At 66.8% G+C, this 17,676-nt stretch carries 21 protein-coding genes; 7 read left to right on the forward strand and 14 right to left on the reverse strand.

Annotated elements, in window-relative coordinates:
• Positions 1–64: 64 nt before the first annotated feature.
• The 5 genes from MF607_RS06530 to MF607_RS06550 all read right to left on the reverse strand — a co-directional run bounded on the left by MF607_RS06530 (position 65) and on the right by MF607_RS06550 (position 4,235).
• Complete coding sequence (locus MF607_RS06530; RefSeq protein ID WP_242116756.1) at positions 65–1,396, reverse strand: outer membrane protein assembly factor BamB family protein; 1,332 nt, start codon at positions 1,394–1,396, stop codon at positions 65–67.
• Positions 1,397–1,424: 28 nt separating this feature from the next.
• Complete coding sequence (locus MF607_RS06535) at positions 1,425–2,129, reverse strand: tetratricopeptide repeat protein (protein WP_242116757.1); 705 nt, start codon at positions 2,127–2,129, stop codon at positions 1,425–1,427.
• Between the two features lie 357 nt (positions 2,130–2,486).
• Positions 2,487–3,347 carry a 3-methyl-2-oxobutanoate hydroxymethyltransferase gene (panB, locus tag MF607_RS06540; protein WP_242116758.1) on the reverse strand — a complete coding sequence of 287 codons (861 nt, stop codon included), beginning with the start codon at positions 3,345–3,347 and terminating at the stop codon, positions 2,487–2,489.
• A 23-nt stretch (positions 3,348–3,370) separates the two neighbouring features.
• Positions 3,371–3,811 (reverse strand): hypothetical protein, encoded by a 441-nt coding sequence (locus MF607_RS06545; RefSeq protein WP_242116759.1) that lies wholly within the window; start codon positions 3,809–3,811, stop codon positions 3,371–3,373.
• Between the two features lie 67 nt (positions 3,812–3,878).
• Positions 3,879–4,235 carry an ArsC family reductase gene (locus MF607_RS06550; RefSeq protein WP_242116760.1) on the reverse strand — a complete coding sequence of 119 codons (357 nt, stop codon included), beginning with the start codon at positions 4,233–4,235 and terminating at the stop codon, positions 3,879–3,881.
• A gap of 79 nt (positions 4,236–4,314) precedes the next feature.
• On the opposite strand from MF607_RS06550, the gene MF607_RS06555 reads away from it, so the two are divergent.
• Positions 4,315–4,692: a VOC family protein gene (locus tag MF607_RS06555; protein WP_242116761.1), complete on the forward strand. Its 378-nt coding sequence runs from the start codon at positions 4,315–4,317 to the stop codon at positions 4,690–4,692.
• Positions 4,693–4,695: 3 nt separating this feature from the next.
• Here the strand turns inward: MF607_RS06555 and MF607_RS06560 are convergent, their stop codons facing one another.
• A complete protein-coding gene (locus MF607_RS06560) occupies positions 4,696–6,444 on the reverse strand; it encodes a methyl-accepting chemotaxis protein (RefSeq protein WP_242116762.1) in 1,749 nt (582 codons plus the stop codon).
• A 182-nt stretch (positions 6,445–6,626) separates the two neighbouring features.
• Here MF607_RS06560 and MF607_RS06565 point away from each other — a divergent pair, with 182 nt between their 5' ends.
• Positions 6,627–7,055 (forward strand): hypothetical protein, encoded by a 429-nt coding sequence (locus tag MF607_RS06565; protein ID WP_242116763.1) that lies wholly within the window; start codon positions 6,627–6,629, stop codon positions 7,053–7,055.
• Positions 7,056–7,064: 9 nt separating this feature from the next.
• Positions 7,065–7,883 (forward strand): ferredoxin--NADP reductase, encoded by an 819-nt coding sequence (locus MF607_RS06570; RefSeq protein ID WP_242116764.1) that lies wholly within the window; start codon positions 7,065–7,067, stop codon positions 7,881–7,883.
• A 185-nt stretch (positions 7,884–8,068) separates the two neighbouring features.
• Here MF607_RS06570 and MF607_RS06575 read toward each other — a convergent pair whose 3' ends face one another.
• From MF607_RS06575 to MF607_RS06600, 6 genes are all read right to left on the reverse strand, one after another.
• Positions 8,069–10,201 carry a TonB-dependent siderophore receptor gene (locus MF607_RS06575; protein ID WP_242116765.1) on the reverse strand — a complete coding sequence of 711 codons (2,133 nt, stop codon included), beginning with the start codon at positions 10,199–10,201 and terminating at the stop codon, positions 8,069–8,071.
• An 80-nt stretch (positions 10,202–10,281) separates the two neighbouring features.
• A complete protein-coding gene (locus MF607_RS06580) occupies positions 10,282–10,701 on the reverse strand; it encodes a GNAT family acetyltransferase (protein ID WP_242116766.1) in 420 nt (139 codons plus the stop codon).
• Positions 10,698–11,582 carry a hypothetical protein gene (locus MF607_RS06585; protein WP_242116767.1) on the reverse strand — a complete coding sequence of 295 codons (885 nt, stop codon included), beginning with the start codon at positions 11,580–11,582 and terminating at the stop codon, positions 10,698–10,700. The genes MF607_RS06580 and MF607_RS06585 overlap by 4 nt, the downstream gene beginning before the upstream one ends.
• Positions 11,583–11,643: 61 nt before the next feature.
• On the reverse strand, positions 11,644–12,027 hold the full coding sequence (locus MF607_RS06590) for a hypothetical protein (RefSeq protein ID WP_242116768.1): 384 nt from the start codon (positions 12,025–12,027) through the stop codon (positions 11,644–11,646).
• A gap of 302 nt (positions 12,028–12,329) precedes the next feature.
• The gene (locus tag MF607_RS06595) at positions 12,330–12,641 is read right to left on the reverse strand and encodes a hypothetical protein (protein ID WP_242116769.1); all 312 of its coding nucleotides are present in this window, start codon (positions 12,639–12,641) and stop codon (positions 12,330–12,332) included.
• A gap of 112 nt (positions 12,642–12,753) precedes the next feature.
• A complete protein-coding gene (locus tag MF607_RS06600) occupies positions 12,754–13,494 on the reverse strand; it encodes a Bax inhibitor-1/YccA family protein (RefSeq protein ID WP_242116770.1) in 741 nt (246 codons plus the stop codon).
• 116 nt (positions 13,495–13,610) lie between these two features.
• On the opposite strand from MF607_RS06600, the gene thpR reads away from it, so the two are divergent.
• The 4 genes from thpR (at position 13,611) to MF607_RS06620 (ending at position 16,357) form a co-directional block, all read left to right on the forward strand.
• Positions 13,611–14,162, forward strand: coding sequence for an RNA 2',3'-cyclic phosphodiesterase (gene thpR / locus MF607_RS06605; protein ID WP_242116771.1), 552 nt, complete (start codon positions 13,611–13,613; stop codon positions 14,160–14,162).
• Between the two features lie 110 nt (positions 14,163–14,272).
• Positions 14,273–14,605 (forward strand): glycine zipper 2TM domain-containing protein, encoded by a 333-nt coding sequence (locus MF607_RS06610; RefSeq protein ID WP_242116772.1) that lies wholly within the window; start codon positions 14,273–14,275, stop codon positions 14,603–14,605.
• A 77-nt stretch (positions 14,606–14,682) separates the two neighbouring features.
• On the forward strand, positions 14,683–15,108 hold the full coding sequence (locus MF607_RS06615; RefSeq protein ID WP_242116773.1) for an OsmC family protein: 426 nt from the start codon (positions 14,683–14,685) through the stop codon (positions 15,106–15,108).
• A 79-nt stretch (positions 15,109–15,187) separates the two neighbouring features.
• Positions 15,188–16,357 (forward strand): glycosyltransferase, encoded by a 1,170-nt coding sequence (locus MF607_RS06620; RefSeq protein WP_242116774.1) that lies wholly within the window; start codon positions 15,188–15,190, stop codon positions 16,355–16,357.
• Here the strand turns inward: MF607_RS06620 and MF607_RS06625 are convergent.
• Both MF607_RS06625 and secF read right to left on the reverse strand, forming a co-directional pair.
• Positions 16,345–16,716, reverse strand: a complete 372-nt coding sequence (locus MF607_RS06625) for an MTH938/NDUFAF3 family protein (protein ID WP_242116775.1) — start codon at positions 16,714–16,716, stop codon at positions 16,345–16,347. The genes MF607_RS06620 and MF607_RS06625 overlap by 13 nt on opposite strands.
• Positions 16,713–17,675, reverse strand: a complete 963-nt coding sequence (gene secF / locus MF607_RS06630; RefSeq protein WP_242116776.1) for a protein translocase subunit SecF — start codon at positions 17,673–17,675, stop codon at positions 16,713–16,715. Before secF ends, MF607_RS06625 begins: the two co-directional genes overlap by 4 nt.
• Between the last annotated feature and the right edge of the window lies 1 nt (position 17,676).

Consider the following 17,676-nt stretch of genomic DNA (forward strand, 5'->3'; position numbering starts at 1 on the left):
GCGCTTCCATCGGGAGCGCTGCGTTTATGGATCCCCGCCTGCGCGGGGATGACGACGGGTGTCGTTACTTCCAGGCGGTCAGTTCGCCCGCATCGTCGAGCAGATACAGCACGCCGTTCGCCACCACCGGCGACAGGGTGTAGCCGGCCTTCGACCGGGTTTCCTGCGTCGTGGTGATGCTGCCATCGGCGGTCGCGACCGACACCAGCTGCCCTTCGGTATTGGCGAGGAGCAGGCGGTTGCCGGCAAGGATCGGGCCGACCCAGCCGATCGGGTTCTTGCGCTTCTTCAGGTTGCGGAAGCCGGGCAGTTGCTGGACCCAGCGCAGCTTGCCGCTGCCGCGCGAGATGCACAGCAGGCGGGCATCGTCGGTGACAACGAAGATCCATTCGCCCGCGACCCATGGCGTCGAGATGCCGGCGAGATTCTGTTCCCACAGCCGCTGGCCCGACGTCAGTTCGAGCGCGACCATGCGCCCCCCCTGCCCGACCGCATAGACGCGGCCATTGTCGATCACCGGCTCGGCATCGATATCGGCCAGCGCCGACACCGAGGTCGAGGCCGAGGTGCGCGACAGGCTGTCACCCCACACCGACCGGCCATTTTCATAGCGATAGGCGTTGAGTTCGCCCGAGGAGAAGCCGGCGACGACGGTGCCCTGCGCCGAAGCGGGGGCGGCGACGCCGAACACGCCCTGCGATTCGAGGCTGCCCGACTGGGTCCACACGACCTTGCCATCGGCCTGGTCGAGCGCGAACAGCTGATTGTCCTGGCTGACGACATAGACCTGGTTGTTGGCGACGGTCGGGGCGCCGCGCAGCGGGCCGCCCGGCTTGGCGCGCCACACTTCCTTGCCGTCCGCCGTGTCGAACGCGACGACATCACCAAGGCCATCGGTGGCGAAGGCACGGTTGCCGTCGACCGACACGCCGCCGCCGAAGCGCGCGCGCGGGTTCTCGTCGCCCTTGACGGTGCGTGCGGTCCACACGGTCGCACCGGTATCGGCCGCCATCGCGGTGACCATGCCGTTAACGTCGATCACATAGAGCCGGCCATCGGCGACGACCGGCGCGGCGGCGAGGCGGGTGCGGGTATTGCCGCCCTCGATCCGCGCCGACCAGAGCTGGCTGAGCGTATCGCCCAAGGCGACATGGCCCATCGACTTGGACGGATTGCCGCCGGGCTGCGCCCAGTTGGCGTTGGTTTCGGGCAGCGGCAGCACGACCTGCAGATTGGCGAGCGCGGGATCGACCTCCGCCAAATTTTCCGAGGCGAGGATCGGCACGCGCTGTCCGACGATCGGGGTGCGCGCCGGGCCCTTGCCCTTCAAGGCGCCGCAACCGCCCAGCAGCGCCAACGCCGCGACCGCCGCCGAGAGTTTGAGATGCGTCTTCATCGAAGGGGTTCCGGAAACTGGAGAGAGGTTATTGCGCGGCGGTCTGGTTGGCCGACGCGTCGACGGCATCGACGCCCAGCGACCCGGCCATCTGCACCGCACGCGCGCGCAGCGACTGCGGCACGCCATCGGTCTGCGCGATCAGGGCGAAGGTCTGGCCCGCCTGTTGCAGCTTGTTCTGGCGGAGATAGGCGACCGCGACCATCTCGCCCGCGCTGCCGAGCCACGGGCTGCCCTTGTCGGCCAATCCGCGCAGCCGGTCGATGACCTGTTGCGGTTGCAGGCTGTCATATTCGACCGCGGTCTGGCGGACGAGCGCCATGTCGCGGAACGGCTGCGCCAGCGATTCGTCGGCGGCGACCTTGCCGAAGGCGGCGGCCGCGCCCTTCTGGTCGTTCTTCGACAGCAGCAGGTCGGCCTGCGTCAGCAGCGCGGTGGCGCGCACCGCGTCGCGATCGGACGTGGTCAGCTTCGCGACCTCGGCCGTGCCCTGCGCGACGCGGCCCTGCGCGATCTCGTCGAGCGCGGTGGCAAGTTGCTCGCCCTGTTCGGCGGCGAGGCTGGTCTGGTGATGCTGCCACCAGGTCCAGCCGCCGAACGCCGCCAGCGCCAGCAGCACCGCGGCGATGATCCACAGGCCATAACGGCGGCCGATCGCCGACATCTGCTCGCGACGCATTTCGTCATCGACTTCGCGGATGAAGGCATCGTTGTTCTGCGGGGTCAACGCCAAGGGAACAGCTCCAGGGGATGGGTCAAGCGCGCTCCTTTAGCCGAGCGTCGATGGAAACGAAAGCGAATGGTCATGAGGGCGCGATGCCGGGGTGGGACCATGGCAAATCGAGGCTGTTCGGGGGATGAACGGAGAGGTTCGTCGCTCCGGCCTTCGTCATTCCCACGGAGGCAGGACCTTTGCGAAAGTCCACTGCGCCGTGTCCCCGCGAAGGCGGGGACCCAGGGCCACAGGCGCAAACCGTTGTTTTGCTTGGCTTTGGGCCCCCGCCTGCGCGGGGGTGCGGCGGGGCTCGTGGATGGGTAGCGATTTTCGCAGACGTCTTACGCAGGCGGGAATGACGAAGAGGCGACCGCTTCAATCCTTCGACGCGTACAGCTGCCCCGGCCCCGGAAAGGCACGCGCGCGGACCTCTTCGGCATAGGACGTGACCGCGGCCGAGACCTGCCCGGCCATGTCGCCGAACGTCTTGACGAACCGCGGCGTGCGTTCGAACAGGCCAAGCATATCCTCGGCCACCAGCACCTGTCCGTCGCACTGCGCCGATGCGCCGATACCGATCGTCGGGACCGCGATGCGGCGGGTGATGTCGATCGCGATCGGTTCGACCACGCCCTCGATCACCACCGCGAAGGCGCCCGCTTCGGCGACGGCGACGGCATCGGCGACGATCTTTGCTGCTTCCTCCGGACTGCGGCCGCGTGCGCCATAGCCGCCGAGCTGGTTCACCGCCTGCGGCGTCAGGCCGACATGGCCCATGACCGGAATGCCCCGCTGCGACAGGAAGGCGACGGTTTCGGCCATCGCCGTGCCACCCTCCAGCTTGACCGCGGCGGCGCCGGTCGCCTTCAGCAGCATCGCCGCGCTTTCGAACGCCTGCTGCGGACTGGCTTCATAGCTGCCGAAGGGGAGATCGATGACGACCAGCGCGTGATAGCTGCCGCGCACCACCGCCGCGCCATGCGCCGCCATCATGTCGAGCGTGACCGGCACGGTCGAGGGCAGGCCGTAGATCACCTGCCCGAGGCTGTCGCCGACCAGCAGCATGTCGCACTGCGCGTCCATCAGCTGCGCCATGCGCACGGTGTACGCGGTCAGCATCACCAGCGGCGTCCTGCCCTTGGCGGCGCGGATGGCGGGGATGGTCAGCCGTTTCATCGGTGCCGGGGTCGGCGTCGCGCGGCTGGTGGCGGTGTCGATGGTGAAGGTCGTGGACATGGCCGTCCCCTAGCGGACCGCCCTCAGCTAAGCCACCCACGGGCATCGGCATGGCGCGCCACCGCGACCTGCAACAATGCGACGGCGAGGATCGCCAGCGGGAACGGCACGACCGTCGCCGCACCCTTCGCCGCGATCAGATCGGTCGCGGCGAACACCCAGCCGAACTGGAGGACGACCGCGAGCAGCGACACGACGAACAGGATCGTGGCGAACCGCCGCCGCAGCAGCAGAGCGATTCCACCGAGCAACCCGCCCCAGGTCGCCAGTCCGTAGATCCAGACGAACCAGCCGGGCAGCGCGAGGATATAGGCGCGGTCATAGTCCGGCATCGCGGCCAGCTGGTCCGGCCCGGTGGCGACATGGGCATAGAAGGCGGCGACCCCGGCCGCGCCCCATAAGGTGAACAGCAACGCCACCGCCCGGAACCAAAGCGGCGTCAGCCGGAACATCGTGGCAGCCATGTCTCTCCCGCAACCGAATCGCTGCGGTATCGCCGACCGGCCCCCGCACGGGCGGATGATAGCGCAATCAGCCGGCGGCCGACAATCGTTTCGCATATCGATCGGGCTTGAAACCGACCTCGATCCAGTCGTCCGCCACCAGCACCGGACGCCGGATCATCGACGGCTGGGCAAGCATCAGATCGATCGCGCGCGTGGCATCGAGGTCGGCCCTGTCGGCCTCGGGCAGCTTGCGGAAGGTGGTGCCCGATCGGTTGAGCAACGCCTCCCAGCCGAGCGCATCGACCCAGCCGGCAAGCACGGCACGGTCGATGCCGGCCTTCTTATAGTCGTGGAAGCGATAGGCGATGCCATGGCCGTCGAGCCAGACGCGCGCCTTCTTCATCGTGTCGCAATTGGGGATGCCGTACAGGGTCGGGGTCACGGAAAGCCTTTCCGAAGCATGGTGCGGTGCAGGTAGATCGACGCTGGAACGATCGCAACGTCGGTGCGATGATCGTGTCATGCTGCACCATGTCTCGCTCGGAACCTCGGACCTCGACCGCGCCCGGCAATTTTACGACCCGGTGATGGCGGCGCTGGGGCTGCGGCGGACGCTCGATGTGGCGGCGGCGGTGGGCTATGGTGCGGGGATCACGGTGTTCAGCCTGAACCTGCCCGCCAATGGCCAGCCGGCGCGTGCGGGCAACGGCGCGCATGTCGCGTTCGAGGTCGAACATCGCTCGGCCGTCGACCGGTTTTTCGCGGTCGCGCTGGCGCAGGGTGGCAGCGGCGACGGGCCGCCGGGGCTGCGGCCCGAATATGACGCGCATTATTATGCGGCGTTCGTTCGCGACCCCGACGGCAACAAGATCGAGGCGTTGACCTTCGCCGCCGGCTGAGCGCTACGCCGCCGCGCGCAGGCTGCGCGGGTGGTCCCGGCCGGCCTCTTCCGCAACACTGAAGCGCGCGACGTGATGGGTGAGCGCCTCGGCCTCGCTGGCGAGGCTGCGGGCGGCGGCGGTGGCTTCCTCGACCATCGCCGCATTCTGTTGCGTCACCGCGTCCATTTCGCCGACGGCGATGTTGACCTGTTGCAACCCGGAGGATTGTTCGTCGGCGCCCCGAGCGATCGTCGCCACCAGATCGGCGATCTCGGCGATGCGCCCGACGATGCGTTCGAGCGCGCCGCCGGTCTCGCCGACCAGGTTGACGCCGATCTCGACCTGGCTGCCGCTGGCAAGGATGCGTGCCTTGACGTCGTTGGCGGCGTCGGCGGAGCGTTGCGCCAGTGCACGGACCTCGTTGGCGACGACGGCAAAGCCCTTGCCAGCGTCACCGGCCCGCGCCGCCTCGACCCCGGCATTCAGCGCCAGCAGGTTCGTCTGGAAGGCGATGCCGTCGATCACGGTGATGATCTCCGAAATCTCGTCCGAGGCGCGCTTGATCCCGCTCATTGCCGTTACCGCCTCGCGCACGATGCGCACGCCGTCCTCGGCATCGCCCCGCGTCGCGGTCATGGTGGTGTTGGCCTGTGCCGCGCCCGCAGCGGTGCGGCGGACGGTGGCGGTGATCTGGTCGAGCGCGGCGGCGGTTTCCTCGAGGCTCGCCGCCTGTTGCTCGGTACGGCGCGACAGGTCGTCGGACGCGGTGCTGATCTCGGTCGCGCCGGTGCGGATGCCGCCCGCCGAGCGGGTGACCGAGCGCATCGCATCGGCAACCGCCGCCATCGCCGAGTCGAAATCGCTGCCGATCTTGGCGAAGGCGCCGCTCAGCCGGCCGCCGATCCGCGTATCGAGCCGTCCGCGTGCGAGCGAATCAAGTCCCGATCCGACCGTCGCGACGACCCGCTGCTGCTCGGCCTCGCGCTCGGCGGCGACGATCGCGGCACCGCGGAAGGTTTCGAGCGCGGCAGCCATCTCCCCCACCTCGTCGATGCGCTCACGACCCGGGATCGGGGTCGCGGTATCGCCAGTGGCGAGCGATCGCATCCGCGCCGACAGCGCCTCTACCGGCTGCGAGATCGAGCGGCCGATGCGGTAGGCGCAGAAGGCAACGATCAGCAGCACGACCAGCGCCAGCGCGCTTTGATACAGCGCCGCGCTCCAGATCGCGCCGTTCACCCGGTCCAGATACACGCCCGACCCGATCACCCAGCCCCATGGCGCGAAACCGGCGACATAGGACAGTTTCGGTTCGTCATGGCTCTTGTCCGGCGTCTTCCACAGATAGCGGACGAAGCCGGCGCCGTGCGCCTTCACGACCTGCGCCATTTCGACGAAATGCGCCTTGCCGGTGGCGTCGCGATTGTTGGTCAGGTCGGTATTGTCGAGTTCGGGCTTGGTCGGATGCATCAGCATCGTGGGATGCAGATCGTTGACCCAGAAATATTCCTTCCCCTCGTAGCGCATTTCCCTAAGCGTCGACAGCGCGGCCCGTTGCGCATCGGCCCGGTTCATCCGGCCGGCGACTTCCTCGCTGTGATAATGCGCCACGACCGATCGGGCCGTTTCGACCACCTGCCGGGTGTTGCGTTCGATATCGTCCTGCATGATCGCCGAAGTACGGAAGATGCTGATGCAGAGCAGCGCGATCAGTCCGAGCGCAGCAACGACGCCGATCAGGTTGATACGGCCACGGACCTTCAATTTCATGGAGTCGCCCCTCTCTTTCAGCGTGATGTGCGCCGAAAAGCTGAAAAACTCCTTTATCCGATCGTAACTTCCGCCGACCGGTCGGGGCGCGGAACCGAAATCGCCGCGATATGCCTTCCGGCCAATGACGCCCCGATCAAACACCGATAGCCTTTGCGAATGAGTATCAATAGCGAGGCTCTATGTACGATCTGATCGACCGGCCGATATCGATATTGTCGCGCGGCGACCGTTTCCTGTTGGATGCGATCCGGCTGTGGGTGGCGGCGCGCAGCGCGTGTCAGAACCCGTCGGCGTTGCTGGCGGCGCGCTTCGCACAGGCAGGCGCGCTCGACGCATTGTGCGATTTCGATGCGTGGATGACGCAGTTGTCGGAACATGCCCGGGTGCCGATCCAGATTAATTGTAAATGCGGGCTTGTGACCGACGATGAATCGGTTCTCTTGACCTTGGCGCGCGATCTCGTAACGGGTCGCGATGCGAAGGCACGCACCACGCTTTCGCTGCTGGTCGCCGACGGGGCGATCGCACCAACCTTTTGCGCGCTGGCCCGGACGGCGGCGATGCTCGGCCAGATCGGGCTGCCACCGGGGACCAGCGTCAGGACGTAAGGATTATCGATGACCGACCGCACCGCCGTCGTCCACGGCCTCGAACCCACCAACGCGCTCAGCGTCGAGCGCGTGCGTTCGGTGCGTCACTGGAACGAACATCTGTTCAGCTTCACCATCACCCGCCCGCCGAGCTTCCGCTTCCGCTCGGGCGAATTCGTGATGATCGGCCTGCCCGGCGACAACGGCAAGCCGCTGTTGCGCGCCTATTCGATCGCCAGCCCGGCCTATGCCGAGGAACTGGAGTTCCTGTCGATCAAGGTGCAGGACGGGCCGCTCACCAGCAAGCTGCAACAGATCGTGCCTGGAGACGAAGTCTATCTGGGCAAGAAGCCGACCGGCACGCTGGTCACCGACGCGCTGAAGCCCGGCGAGCGGCTGTTTATGCTGTCGACCGGCACCGGCCTCGCGCCGTTCCTGTCGCTGATCCGCGATCCCGACGTGTATGAGATGTATTCGTCGATCGTCGTCGTCCATTCGGTGCGCCGCGTGTCCGACCTCGCCTTCCGCACTACGCTGGAGGCGAACCTTGCCGGCGATCCGCTGGTCGAGGATCAGGCGGCGCAGCAATTCACCTATGTGCCGACGGTGACGCGCGAGGAATTCCACACCACCGGCCGCATCGACGCGCTGGTCGAGAATGGCACGCTGTTCTCGGCCCGCATCGGCGGCGCGCAGGCCCTCGACCCGGCGACCGACCGCGTCATGCTGTGCGGCTCGACCGAGATGATCCGCGACTTCTCGGAATATCTCGAAGGACTGGGGTTCGAGGAAGGGTCGAACGCGAAGCCCGGCGATTATGTGATCGAGCGGGCGTTCGTGGGGTAATACCCTGATCCCATACCCGTTTGGTTCGAGCAGCTTCGAGCGAAGTCGAGAAGCGTCCGTCGAGAACGCACCGTTTGGGGCAAGACGTTCTCGACAGTCGCTTCTCGACAGGCTCGAAGCTGCTCGAACCAAACGGTTGGGAGCGTAGGAAAAGAAGGGGGCGGCACCACCGCCCCCTTTTCGCGTCAGTAGCGGACCCGCACCGTGCCGAGCACCGTGCGCGGCGCGATGAAATAGCCCTGGTCGTAATTGATCGCGCTCAACGCCTTCGCGTCGTTGATGTTGCGGACATTGGCGCTGAGCGCGATGCGCGGCGTCAGTTCGTAGCGGGCCATCAGGTCGACCGTTGCATAGCCGTCCTGCGTGATCTGCACCGGCTGTCCGGTGGTCGCGGTGACGCCGGGTTCGAGATACATGCGGCTCTGATACTGGCCCGACGCGCCCAGTTTCAGCGCCGGCAGCATCGTCGGCGACCAGACGATGTTCAGCCGCGCGGTGTTGCGCGGGACGAAGGTGCGGACCGCAGCGTCCCCCTCCCCGCGGATGCGCATGGTCGTGAAGCCGCCGGTTGCCTGCAACCCCGGCGCGACCTGTCCGCTGACCTCCAGCTCGATGCCCTGCGACTTGGCATCGACCCCGCGATACAACGTCTGGCCGATCGTCGCGTCGAACCCGGCGGCTTCGGCGGTATTGTTCTGCCGCGCCTGGAACACGGCGATACTGGCGTTCAGGCGGCCATCATACCATTCGCCCTTCAGCCCCGCCTCCAGATTGTCGCCCTCGATCGGGTCGAGCAGGCGGCGGTTCGCATCGACCTGATCCTGCGGATTGAAGATCGTGGCAAAGCTCGCATAGGCGCTGATATTGCCGGTCAGGTCATAGGTCGCCCCGACGAACGGCAGGAAGCGGGCGCGATCGTAATCGGTCGGCGCGCCATAGGACACGCCCTCGCTGAACGCGCGGGTGGCATTGCCGCCAATCATGACCTTCAACGCATCGGTCGGGTTCAGGCGGACGAGGCCATAGACCGTCTCGCGCCGGACATGGGTGTCGAGGCTGCGCGAAAAGTCCGGGAAGTTCGGTTCGGGAAACGATCCGTCGAACCCGCTGAACAGCGGCAGCGAGACGCCGATCGTCGACACGTCATAGGCCGAATCCTGCGTATAACGCTGTGCCGAGCGGTTGACGCCGAACATAACGTCGTGCGCGCGGCCGAACAGCGACACGGTACCGCCGATATTGGCATCGATCGTCAGGTTGCGCGCGAACGACCGGAACGCGCCGGGATAGCTGACGATGCCGAGACCGGTCGCACGATCGGGGGCACCGTTGCCGCCATTGGCGTAGTTGTTGCCATAGACGTAGAACAGCCGGTCATCTTCGTCGATCGCGCGGCGCTGCACGGTCAGCTTCGCGGTCCAGTTGCCGAAGCGGTGGGTCACGTCGCCAAAGATCTGGCGGTCGGTGACGTCGAAGCTCGACCAGTCGGGCGCGCTGTTGGTCGAACGCGCATAGTCGATGCGGCTGCCGTCGCTATAGTAAAGCGGCAGCGCGCCCCACATCGCCGCGCGACTCTTGTGGTTCTGATAGCCATAGCCGGCACTGACGACGGTATCGGGGCCGAGGTCCGCCTCGACGATGCCATAGCCGGTCCAGCGCGTCAGGCCGTAGCGGTCGAGATAGCTGTCGGTGTTCAGATAGGAACCGACCGCGCGGGCGCGGACCGATCCGCTGCTGGTCAATGGGACGCTGACATCGCCGTCGAGGCGGAGATTGTCGAACGACCCATATTGCGCGCTTGCCGAGGCGGCGAGGTCGCGGGTCGGACGCTTGCGGATGAAGTTGATGACCGCCGACGGATTGCCGGTCGACGACAACAGCCCCGGCGCGCCGCGCACCACCTCGATCCGGTCGTACATCGCGGTGTCGATCGACCCGTTCTGGATGCCGAACGGGAATGGCAGCCCGACGCCGTCGATCTGGAACGTCTGGATGTCGAAGCCGCGCGCGGAATAATAGAAGCGATCGGTTTCCTGCGCCTGCACGTTCACGCCGGGTACCGTCGCCAGCAGCTGGTTGATGTCGTTGAGCTGGAAATCCTCGATCTGCGCGCGCGTCACGACGCTGATCGATTGCGGGGTTTCGCGCTGGCTGAGCGGCAGGCGCGTCGCCGTGGTCTGCGTCTTCACCGCATAGTCGTCGCTGCCCTCGGTCCGCGTGCCGGTGACGATGATATCGTCGCCGCGCTGCAGTTCCTCGGTCGGCGGCACCTCCGGGACGGCGGTGGCGGCGGCGAGGAGGATAGCGAAGGCGGACATGCGAAACGATTCCCTGACTGTTTCGCGCCGGGTACGCCGCCGTTACTGCTTTTGCAAGTGACTATCAGTAGCCTAGCATGTCAGGGTACGGCGTCGGTCAGGAAGCGACCGAGCACGACGACGTCCTGCCGCGCAAGGCCGATCGCGGCATAGAAGCCTAGCGCGGCGGCATTGTCGCTGCGGACCATCAACTGCACCTTGGGCGCGCCGGCATCGCGTAGCCAGTCCTCGGCAGCAGCGAACAAGGCGCGGCCGATCCCCTGCCCCTGCAGATCGGGCGTGACCGCGAGATAATAGATCCAGCCGCGATGTCCGTCATGGCCGACCATGACGCTGCCGATGACGTCGCCATCGTCGCGGGCCAGCAGCACGGTCGATGTCGCGCCCGTCAATGCCCTTGCGAAATCGGCGTGCGGGTCGTTCCACGGCCGGGTCAGGTCGCAACGCTGCCACAGCGCGACCACCGCCGCCGCATCGTCGGGCGTTGCCGGCGCGATCACCGGGCGATGCAGGTGCTGCCCGCCCACAAAGCGGTGACATTGTCCTTCGCGTCATAGATGCCGGACAGGCCGCCGCTGCTAAATTCGCGGCCGAGGCTGGTTTCCTCGACCGGCGCGTCGATCGACGATTCGACGGTAGCGCGCTTGGCGCCGATGCCGACTCCGCTCATCGTCGTGAGGCCACGACCGCGCGCCGACCAGCCGACGAAGCGGCCCTCCTGGAAATAGACCGCAATCTTCGGATAGGTGGCAATGTCGAGCGGCCCTTCGCCGCAATCCTCGTTGCGCGAACGTTCGGGCAGCGTCTGGGTCGCCGCCTCGACGACGCGCAGCACGATCTCGCTCGGGCTGCCGAAGGCGAGCGACCGGCTGCTGGCCCCGGCAACGGTCTGCAACCCGTCGGGGGCGAGGTTGAGCGCGATCGCGTTGCGCGCCGCCGCCTCGGCACCGGCCGGCGCATCGCAACGGACACGACGGACCGGCCCGGCATCGCCGTTCATGTCGAGCGTCCCGCCCTCGCCCAGCGCAAGGCGATAGCGGCGCTGCTCGGTAATGCCGCCACGGTCGCCGACGACATCGACATCGATCGCCCCGGCATCGGCGACGGTAATGCCGCGCACCGGCACGTCGCGCTCGCCGATGCGCAGGGCGTTGGCCGTAACGATCAGCCGGTTCGCACCGGCCGGATCGGCGGCACAGGCGGCGCCGTCGCTGTCCCAGCTGCCCACGAAGCGCGTCGGGATCGCCGCCATCGTCTCCGGCGTGGGCGACGGGAAGGGCAGGATCGGATCGTCCTGCGACAGATTGACCGACGCAGCGGGTTCGTCGGCCTGCCCGCATCCGGCCAGCAACGCCAGCACTCCGATCGTCCACCGCCGCATCCACCGACTCCCGTTACCCGACAGTGCAGGACTGCCGGATTTCCCCCGAACGCGAAAGAGGTCAGTGCGGCAGCGGCGCCGCTCCGACCGCGACGACCGGGGGGCCGAGCGACGCGAAATAGGCCTTGGCCGGCAATTCGATCACGGTCACCCGTCCGGCATTGGCGCGTTCGAGCGACTGGGTGAAGGAGCGCGGCTTCTTCATCAGCTTCCGGTCCTCGACGACGGTCAGGCCCGATCGTCGCGCGGCCTCCGCGACGAAATGGACGCAGTTGCGGCGGTTGAGATTATAGTGCGAATCGCCCGCCTCGCCCCATTCGTCGATCAGCGACCGGACCGCGGCATATTGCGCATCGGTCAGCACGACCGAGAAATGGGCGTTGCTGCGATCGATATAGGATGGCTTCGGGCGGTCGATCCGCCCCCCGACCGATCCGGTCAGCAAAAGCGGGCGTAATCGCCTTCGCCGTGAAGCCATAGCTGCCATCGACCGCTGGTCCGCCGGCATCGGGCGTGCCTGAAAAGCTGAAAAAGGCGTGCGGGAAATTCTGGCCGAATTCCTGCGACCAGAAGGTGATCGTGACCGCCGCCTGTGCCGGCACCACCGCCTGCACCGCCAGCAACAGCACCGCGAGGACCCGCAGCACGGGCCGGAACCACCGATCGGTCGTCATGCCCCCTCCATAGCGAACGCGGCGCGCCGGCACCAGCCGACACGCCGCGTCCTGTACAACCGCTTCCGTACGGTCAGTCGGCCTTGCCGTCCCGCGCCAGTTTCGCTTCCTGCTCGGGATCATAGCCCGACGACGGTGCCGGACCGTTATTGTGGATCGGCTGGGTCGAGGCAGGCGGGTCCGACGCGTCCATCGATTCGTCGAGCCCGCGGTCGAGCCGCGCATCACTGTCGCCCGGATCGCTTTCCATCCGGCCGGCGATGCTGTGATCGCCACCCGCATCGCCGCGTCCCGGCGGGGTGTGCGCTTCGCTTTCATTGCCGTCCGGGGCGACCGACAGCGACGAGAGCGCCTTTTCGTCGATTCCGGTGGTGTCGTTGGTCATGTCCCTCACTCCTTCACGCACAAAAACGAAAGGATCACGAAGGACGTTCCCCGAATACGAAAAGGCCCGACGGTTTCCCGCCGGGCCTTTCGCATCGTCGGTGATGCAGCGATCAGTCGCGATTGCCGAGGAACGACAACAGGAACTGGAACATGTTCACGAAGTCGAGATACAGCGACAGCGCACCCATGATGACCGCCTTGCCCGCGAAATCGGTACCGGCGACCTGGTAATAGAGGCCCTTGATCCGCTGCGTATCATATGCGGTGAGGCCCGCGAACAGCAGTACGCCGATCGCGCTGATGACCATGCTCATCATGCCCGACTGGAAGAACAGGTTGAGCAGCGACGCCACGATCAGACCGACCAGACCCATGATGAGGAAGGTGCCGAACCCGGTCAGGTCGCGCTTCGTCGTGTAGCCATACAGGCTTAGCGACAGAAACGCGGCCGTGGTCGCGAAGAAGGTCAGCGCGATCGAAGAACCGGTGTAGCGCAGGAAGATCGTCGACATCGACAGACCCATGATCGCTGCGAACGCCCAGAACAGCCCCTGCGCCGCGCCGGTCGACAGACGGTTGATGCCGAAGCTCAACACCATCACGAAGATCAGCGGCGAGAAGATGATCGCGTATTTCAGGATGCCCGGCTGATAGAAGACGGCCGCCGCCGGCGAGGTGTCGCCACCCCACGAAAACAACAGCGCGACGATGCCGGTCAACAGCACGCCGGAGGCCATGTAATTGTACACCGAAAGCATGTAGGACCGCAGCCCTTCGTCGCGCGCCATGTCGCGGTCGCGCGTACGGGTAATCGGTGCGGCCGTCGTCCGGGGATCGGACCAGTTCGCCATTGTAAACTCCTCTTCCCGGCACTCATGCCGGATGATGGAAATATCGTCCGCCGCGGCGGCGATTTCAAGCCATACGCGGGGAGCAACATTTTGTTACGCTGCCGGGAGAATCCGCAATGCACCGTCTGTTTATCGCCCTGCGCCCGCCGTCGCCGATGCGCGAGACGCTGTTCGACGTGCAGGACGGCGTCGAGGGTGCACGGTGGCAGGATGACGAGCAACTGCACCTGACACTGCGCTATGTCGGCGAGGTCGAACGACCGATGGCCGAGGATATTGCCGTGGTTCTGCAGGGGGTTCGCGCGCCCGCGTTCGACCTCGCGCTATCGGGTGTCGGACAGTTCGATGCCGGGCGGCGCGGCCGCGCCCTATGGGCGGGGGTGACGCCGCACAATGCGGTGGCGGCGCTGCATCGCAAGGTCGACCATGCGCTGGTCCGGCTCGGCCTGCCGCCCGAGGGACGTGCGTTCCTGCCGCATATCACTTTGGCCCGGCTCAACAAATCGAGCGGACCGACCGAAGCGTTTCTGGCTGCCCATGCGGGCCTCGCCTCGCCGCCGATGCGATTCGATCACTTCATCCTGTACGAAAGCCATGTCGGCCATGCCGGCGCATGGTACGAGTCGGTGGCGCGCTATCCGCTCGGGTTCTCGCCCCAGAGCGGCTGACGAAACGTCCCGTCGGGGGACAGGTGCAAGCTGTCGTTTCGTTCATGAAACCGTCAGGCGGAGGGTGCGTTAAACCGGCCAGCAACGACATGGACGAAAGGAAATCCCCCATGCGCAATATCATGCTGGCGCTGGCCGCCGCATCGCTGATGGCCCCGGTCGGGACGACCTGGACCAAGCACGGCATTTCGGTCGGCAAGACCGAGGCGGAGGCGCAGCGGCGCTACAAATATCGCGAATGGCGGGGCCGTGACGGACGTCGCTATTGCCGCAAGCCCAATGGCACGACCGGGCTGGTCGTCGGCGGCGTGGCCGGCGCGCTGGTCGGCCGCACGGTCGATACCCGCGGCGACCGGACGCTCGGCACGCTGCTCGGCGGTGCCGCCGGTGCGCTCGCCGGCCGCGAGATCGAACGCAGCGGACAGCGCGGCCGCTGCCGTTGAACCTTCGCCGGTGTGACGAATTCTGAAGGGCGGGTCCAGCAACGGGTCCGCCCTCTCTCTATCGCAAAGGTTTCCGCATGATCCGCAGTGCATCCGCTCGCTATGAAGGTCTCGGCAAGGACGGCAAAGGCCATGTCTCGACCCAGTCCGGCGTGCTCGACAACCAGCAATATGGCTTCAACACCCGGTTCGAGGACGGCAAGGGCACCAATCCCGAGGAACTGATTGCGGCTGCCCATGCCAGCTGCTTCACCATGGCGCTCAGCTTCGCACTGGCTGGTGCCGGCTATAGTGACGGCACGCTGGAAACCACGGCGAAGGTCAGCCTCGACAAGGATGGCGACGGGTTCAAGGTGACGAAGTCGGCGCTGACGCTGACCGCCAACGTCCCCGGCATCGACCAGGCGAAGTTCGAGGAGATCGCGGCGGGCGCCAAGGCCGGCTGCCCGATTTCCAAGCTATTGAATGCCGAAATCACGCTGGACCACACGCTGAACGCCTGATGCGGATGGGGCCGGGGCCTGCCGCCCCGGCCCGTTTTCGCGGCAAAGCCTTCACCATTATCGGCTATGGCGGGCGGCGATGTTGCGCGTCCTGACCCTCGCCACGCTGTTCCCCGACGCCACCCGGCCGAATTTCGGGGTGTTCGTCGAACGGCAGACGCTGGGTCTCGCGGCGCTGGACGATGTGGAGGTCCGCGTCGTCGCGCCGATCGGGCTGCCGCCCTTTCCGCTTTCGCTCCATCCGGGCTATCGTCCGCTCGCGCGCCTGCCGCTCCACGAAGACTGGAAGGGTCTGAGCGTCGATCGCCCGCGCTTCCTGAACCTGCCCGCCACGCACGGCCGGTTTCATGCCGACGCGCTGGTGCGATGCCTGACGCCGCATCTGGATGGCTTGCGCGAAACATTCCGGTTCGACGTACTCGACGCCGAATTTTTCTTTCCCGACGGGCCGGCGGCGGTGGCGCTGGGGCGGCGCTATGGCGTTCCGGTGTCGATCAAGGCGCGGGGCGCGGACATTCATCATTGGGGCCATGCGCCCGCGACCGCCAAGCAGGTCCGGGCGGCGGGGCGGGACGCCGATGGCTTGCTGGCAGTGTCGCAGTCGATGGCCGCCGATATCGCCGCTGCCGGGATCGACCGCCCGGTCCGGGTGCACCGCACCGGTATCGACCGCAGCCGGTTCGGCACCGTCGACCGGGTCAAGGCGAAGGCACGGTTGGGCGTGGCCAGTCCGCTGGTCGTGTCGCTCGGCGCGCTGATCGCGCGAAAGGGACATGGCATCGTGCTGGAGGCGGTCGCCGCCCTGCCCGGCGTGACGCTGTGGATCGTCGGCGGCGGACCGGATCAGGCGGCGCTGGCGGGGCGGATCGCGGAACTGGGGGTTGGCGACCGGGTCCGGCTATGCGGGGCACTGCCGCATGACAGCCTGCCCGATCTGCTGGCGGCGGCGGACGTGATGGCGCTGGCATCGTCGTCGGAGGGGCTGGCCAATGCATGGGTCGAGGCATTGGCGAGCGGGACGCCGATCGTCATTCCCGACGCCGGAGCAGCACGCGAGGTCGTAACCCGGCCCGCCGCCGGCCGCATCGTCGCGCGCAACGCGGCGGCATTTTCGCAGGGGATTGCAGCAGTGCTGTCGCAGCCAGCCGATCCGGCCGCGACGCGCGCGACGGTCGATGGCTATAGCTGGGAGCGCAATGCGCTGGAGCTACGCGATCACCTGACCGCGCTGGTCGGTCAGAAGGGGTAGAAGGCCGCGACGATCCGCCGCCCTTCGTCGCGAAGCACGCCCCAGGCGCGTGCCGCCGCGCGGCTGTCCATCGCCTCGATCCCCAGCCCGCGCGCATCGAGCGCACGGACCAGCGCGCGCGGCGGCTGGCGCAGCGTCGCGCCGGTGCCGAGCAACAGGAATTCCGGCGCCGGGTCGATGCCCAGCACCGCCGTCAGCGCATCGGCATCGAGCGCCTCGAACGCGGGCGGTTCCCACAGGTCGGCTCGCTGCGGCGTCATCAGCAGCGCCGGATAGATGCCGTCATCGACCCGGAACCCGCCGGCCGTCATGCCCGATACGAGCGGGCCGTCGCCCCGGCGGGTCCGGTCGAGCTTCACCGCGCGCCCTTTTGCGGGACCGGTTCCTTGACCGTCCCCTCACCCACCGGCGCACCGGGCTTCAGCCCCAGCGTGATGAGCAGCGACGACGACACATAGATGGACGAATAGGTACCGACGATCACGCCGAGGATCATCGCCGCGGTGAAGCCGCGCAGCACATGGCCGCCGAACACGATCAGCGCGGTCAGCGCCAGCAGGATGGTCAGCGAGGTCATGACGGTGCGCGGCAGCGTTTCGTTGACCGACAGATCGATCAGCTCGCGCATCTCCATCTTGCGGTACTTGCGCATGTTTTCGCGGATACGGTCGTCGATCACCATCTTGTCGTTGATCGAATAGCCGATGATCGTCAGCACCGCCGCGACGATGGTCAGGTCGAACGCGAACTGATCGCGGAACAGCGCGAAGAAGCCGAGCGTCATCAGAACGTCGTGGATGATCGCGACCGCGGTCGACACGCCGAACTGCCATTCGTAGCGGAACCACGAGAAGATCGCGATACCGACGATCGCCAGCAATACGGCGAGCACGCCGTTGGTCACCAGCTCCTCGGACACCTTGCCCGACACGGTCGAATAGTTGCTGAAGGTTGCTCCCGGAAATTCGCTGGCGAGCGCGGTCTTCACCCGTTCGACCAGACGGTCGGTCGCGCCGGCATCGCCTTCCGGCACCGGCAGACGGATCGACACCAGGGTCGGGTCGCCGAACTGCTGGATCGCGGGTTCGCCCACACCCAGCCGCTCGATCGTCGCGCGCACGCGATCGATCGCCGGCGGGCTGGCGAACTTCTCTTCGATCGCGACGCCGCCCATGAAGTCGACGCCGAAGTTGAGGCCGCGGACGAACACCAGCCCGACCGCCAGAATGCTGAGGATCAGCGTGACGGTGAACGCGATCTTCCGCAGCGCGACGAAGCGGATATTGGTGTTGTCGGGGACCAGCTTGATGAGACGCATG

The organism is Sphingomonas lacusdianchii (genome assembly GCF_022664395.1).
GTDB lineage: Bacteria > Pseudomonadota > Alphaproteobacteria > Sphingomonadales > Sphingomonadaceae > Sphingomonas > Sphingomonas lacusdianchii.

What these genes read in the sequence shown, in the direction of transcription:
- MF607_RS06530 (WP_242116756.1), bottom strand. Translation starts at nt 1,396, where the DNA reads ATGAAGACGCATCTCAAACTCTCGGCGGCGGTCGCGGCGTTGGCGCTG.
- panB (WP_242116758.1), bottom strand. Translation starts at nt 3,347, where the DNA reads ATGTCCACGACCTTCACCATCGACACCGCCACCAGCCGCGCGACGCCG.
- MF607_RS06545 (WP_242116759.1), bottom strand. Translation starts at nt 3,811, where the DNA reads ATGGCTGCCACGATGTTCCGGCTGACGCCGCTTTGGTTCCGGGCGGTG.
- MF607_RS06555 (WP_242116761.1), top strand. Translation starts at nt 4,315, where the DNA reads ATGCTGCACCATGTCTCGCTCGGAACCTCGGACCTCGACCGCGCCCGG.
- MF607_RS06560 (WP_242116762.1), bottom strand. Translation starts at nt 6,444, where the DNA reads ATGAAATTGAAGGTCCGTGGCCGTATCAACCTGATCGGCGTCGTTGCT.
- MF607_RS06565 (WP_242116763.1), top strand. Translation starts at nt 6,627, where the DNA reads ATGTACGATCTGATCGACCGGCCGATATCGATATTGTCGCGCGGCGAC.
- MF607_RS06570 (WP_242116764.1), top strand. Translation starts at nt 7,065, where the DNA reads ATGACCGACCGCACCGCCGTCGTCCACGGCCTCGAACCCACCAACGCG.
- MF607_RS06575 (WP_242116765.1), bottom strand. Translation starts at nt 10,201, where the DNA reads ATGTCCGCCTTCGCTATCCTCCTCGCCGCCGCCACCGCCGTCCCGGAG.
- MF607_RS06585 (WP_242116767.1), bottom strand. Translation starts at nt 11,582, where the DNA reads ATGCGGCGGTGGACGATCGGAGTGCTGGCGTTGCTGGCCGGATGCGGG.
- MF607_RS06595 (WP_242116769.1), bottom strand. Translation starts at nt 12,641, where the DNA reads ATGACCAACGACACCACCGGAATCGACGAAAAGGCGCTCTCGTCGCTG.
- MF607_RS06600 (WP_242116770.1), bottom strand. Translation starts at nt 13,494, where the DNA reads ATGGCGAACTGGTCCGATCCCCGGACGACGGCCGCACCGATTACCCGT.
- thpR (WP_242116771.1), top strand. Translation starts at nt 13,611, where the DNA reads ATGCACCGTCTGTTTATCGCCCTGCGCCCGCCGTCGCCGATGCGCGAG.
- MF607_RS06610 (WP_242116772.1), top strand. Translation starts at nt 14,273, where the DNA reads ATGCGCAATATCATGCTGGCGCTGGCCGCCGCATCGCTGATGGCCCCG.
- MF607_RS06615 (WP_242116773.1), top strand. Translation starts at nt 14,683, where the DNA reads ATGATCCGCAGTGCATCCGCTCGCTATGAAGGTCTCGGCAAGGACGGC.
- MF607_RS06620 (WP_242116774.1), top strand. Translation starts at nt 15,188, where the DNA reads ATGTTGCGCGTCCTGACCCTCGCCACGCTGTTCCCCGACGCCACCCGG.
- secF (WP_242116776.1), bottom strand. Translation starts at nt 17,675, where the DNA reads ATGCGTCTCATCAAGCTGGTCCCCGACAACACCAATATCCGCTTCGTC.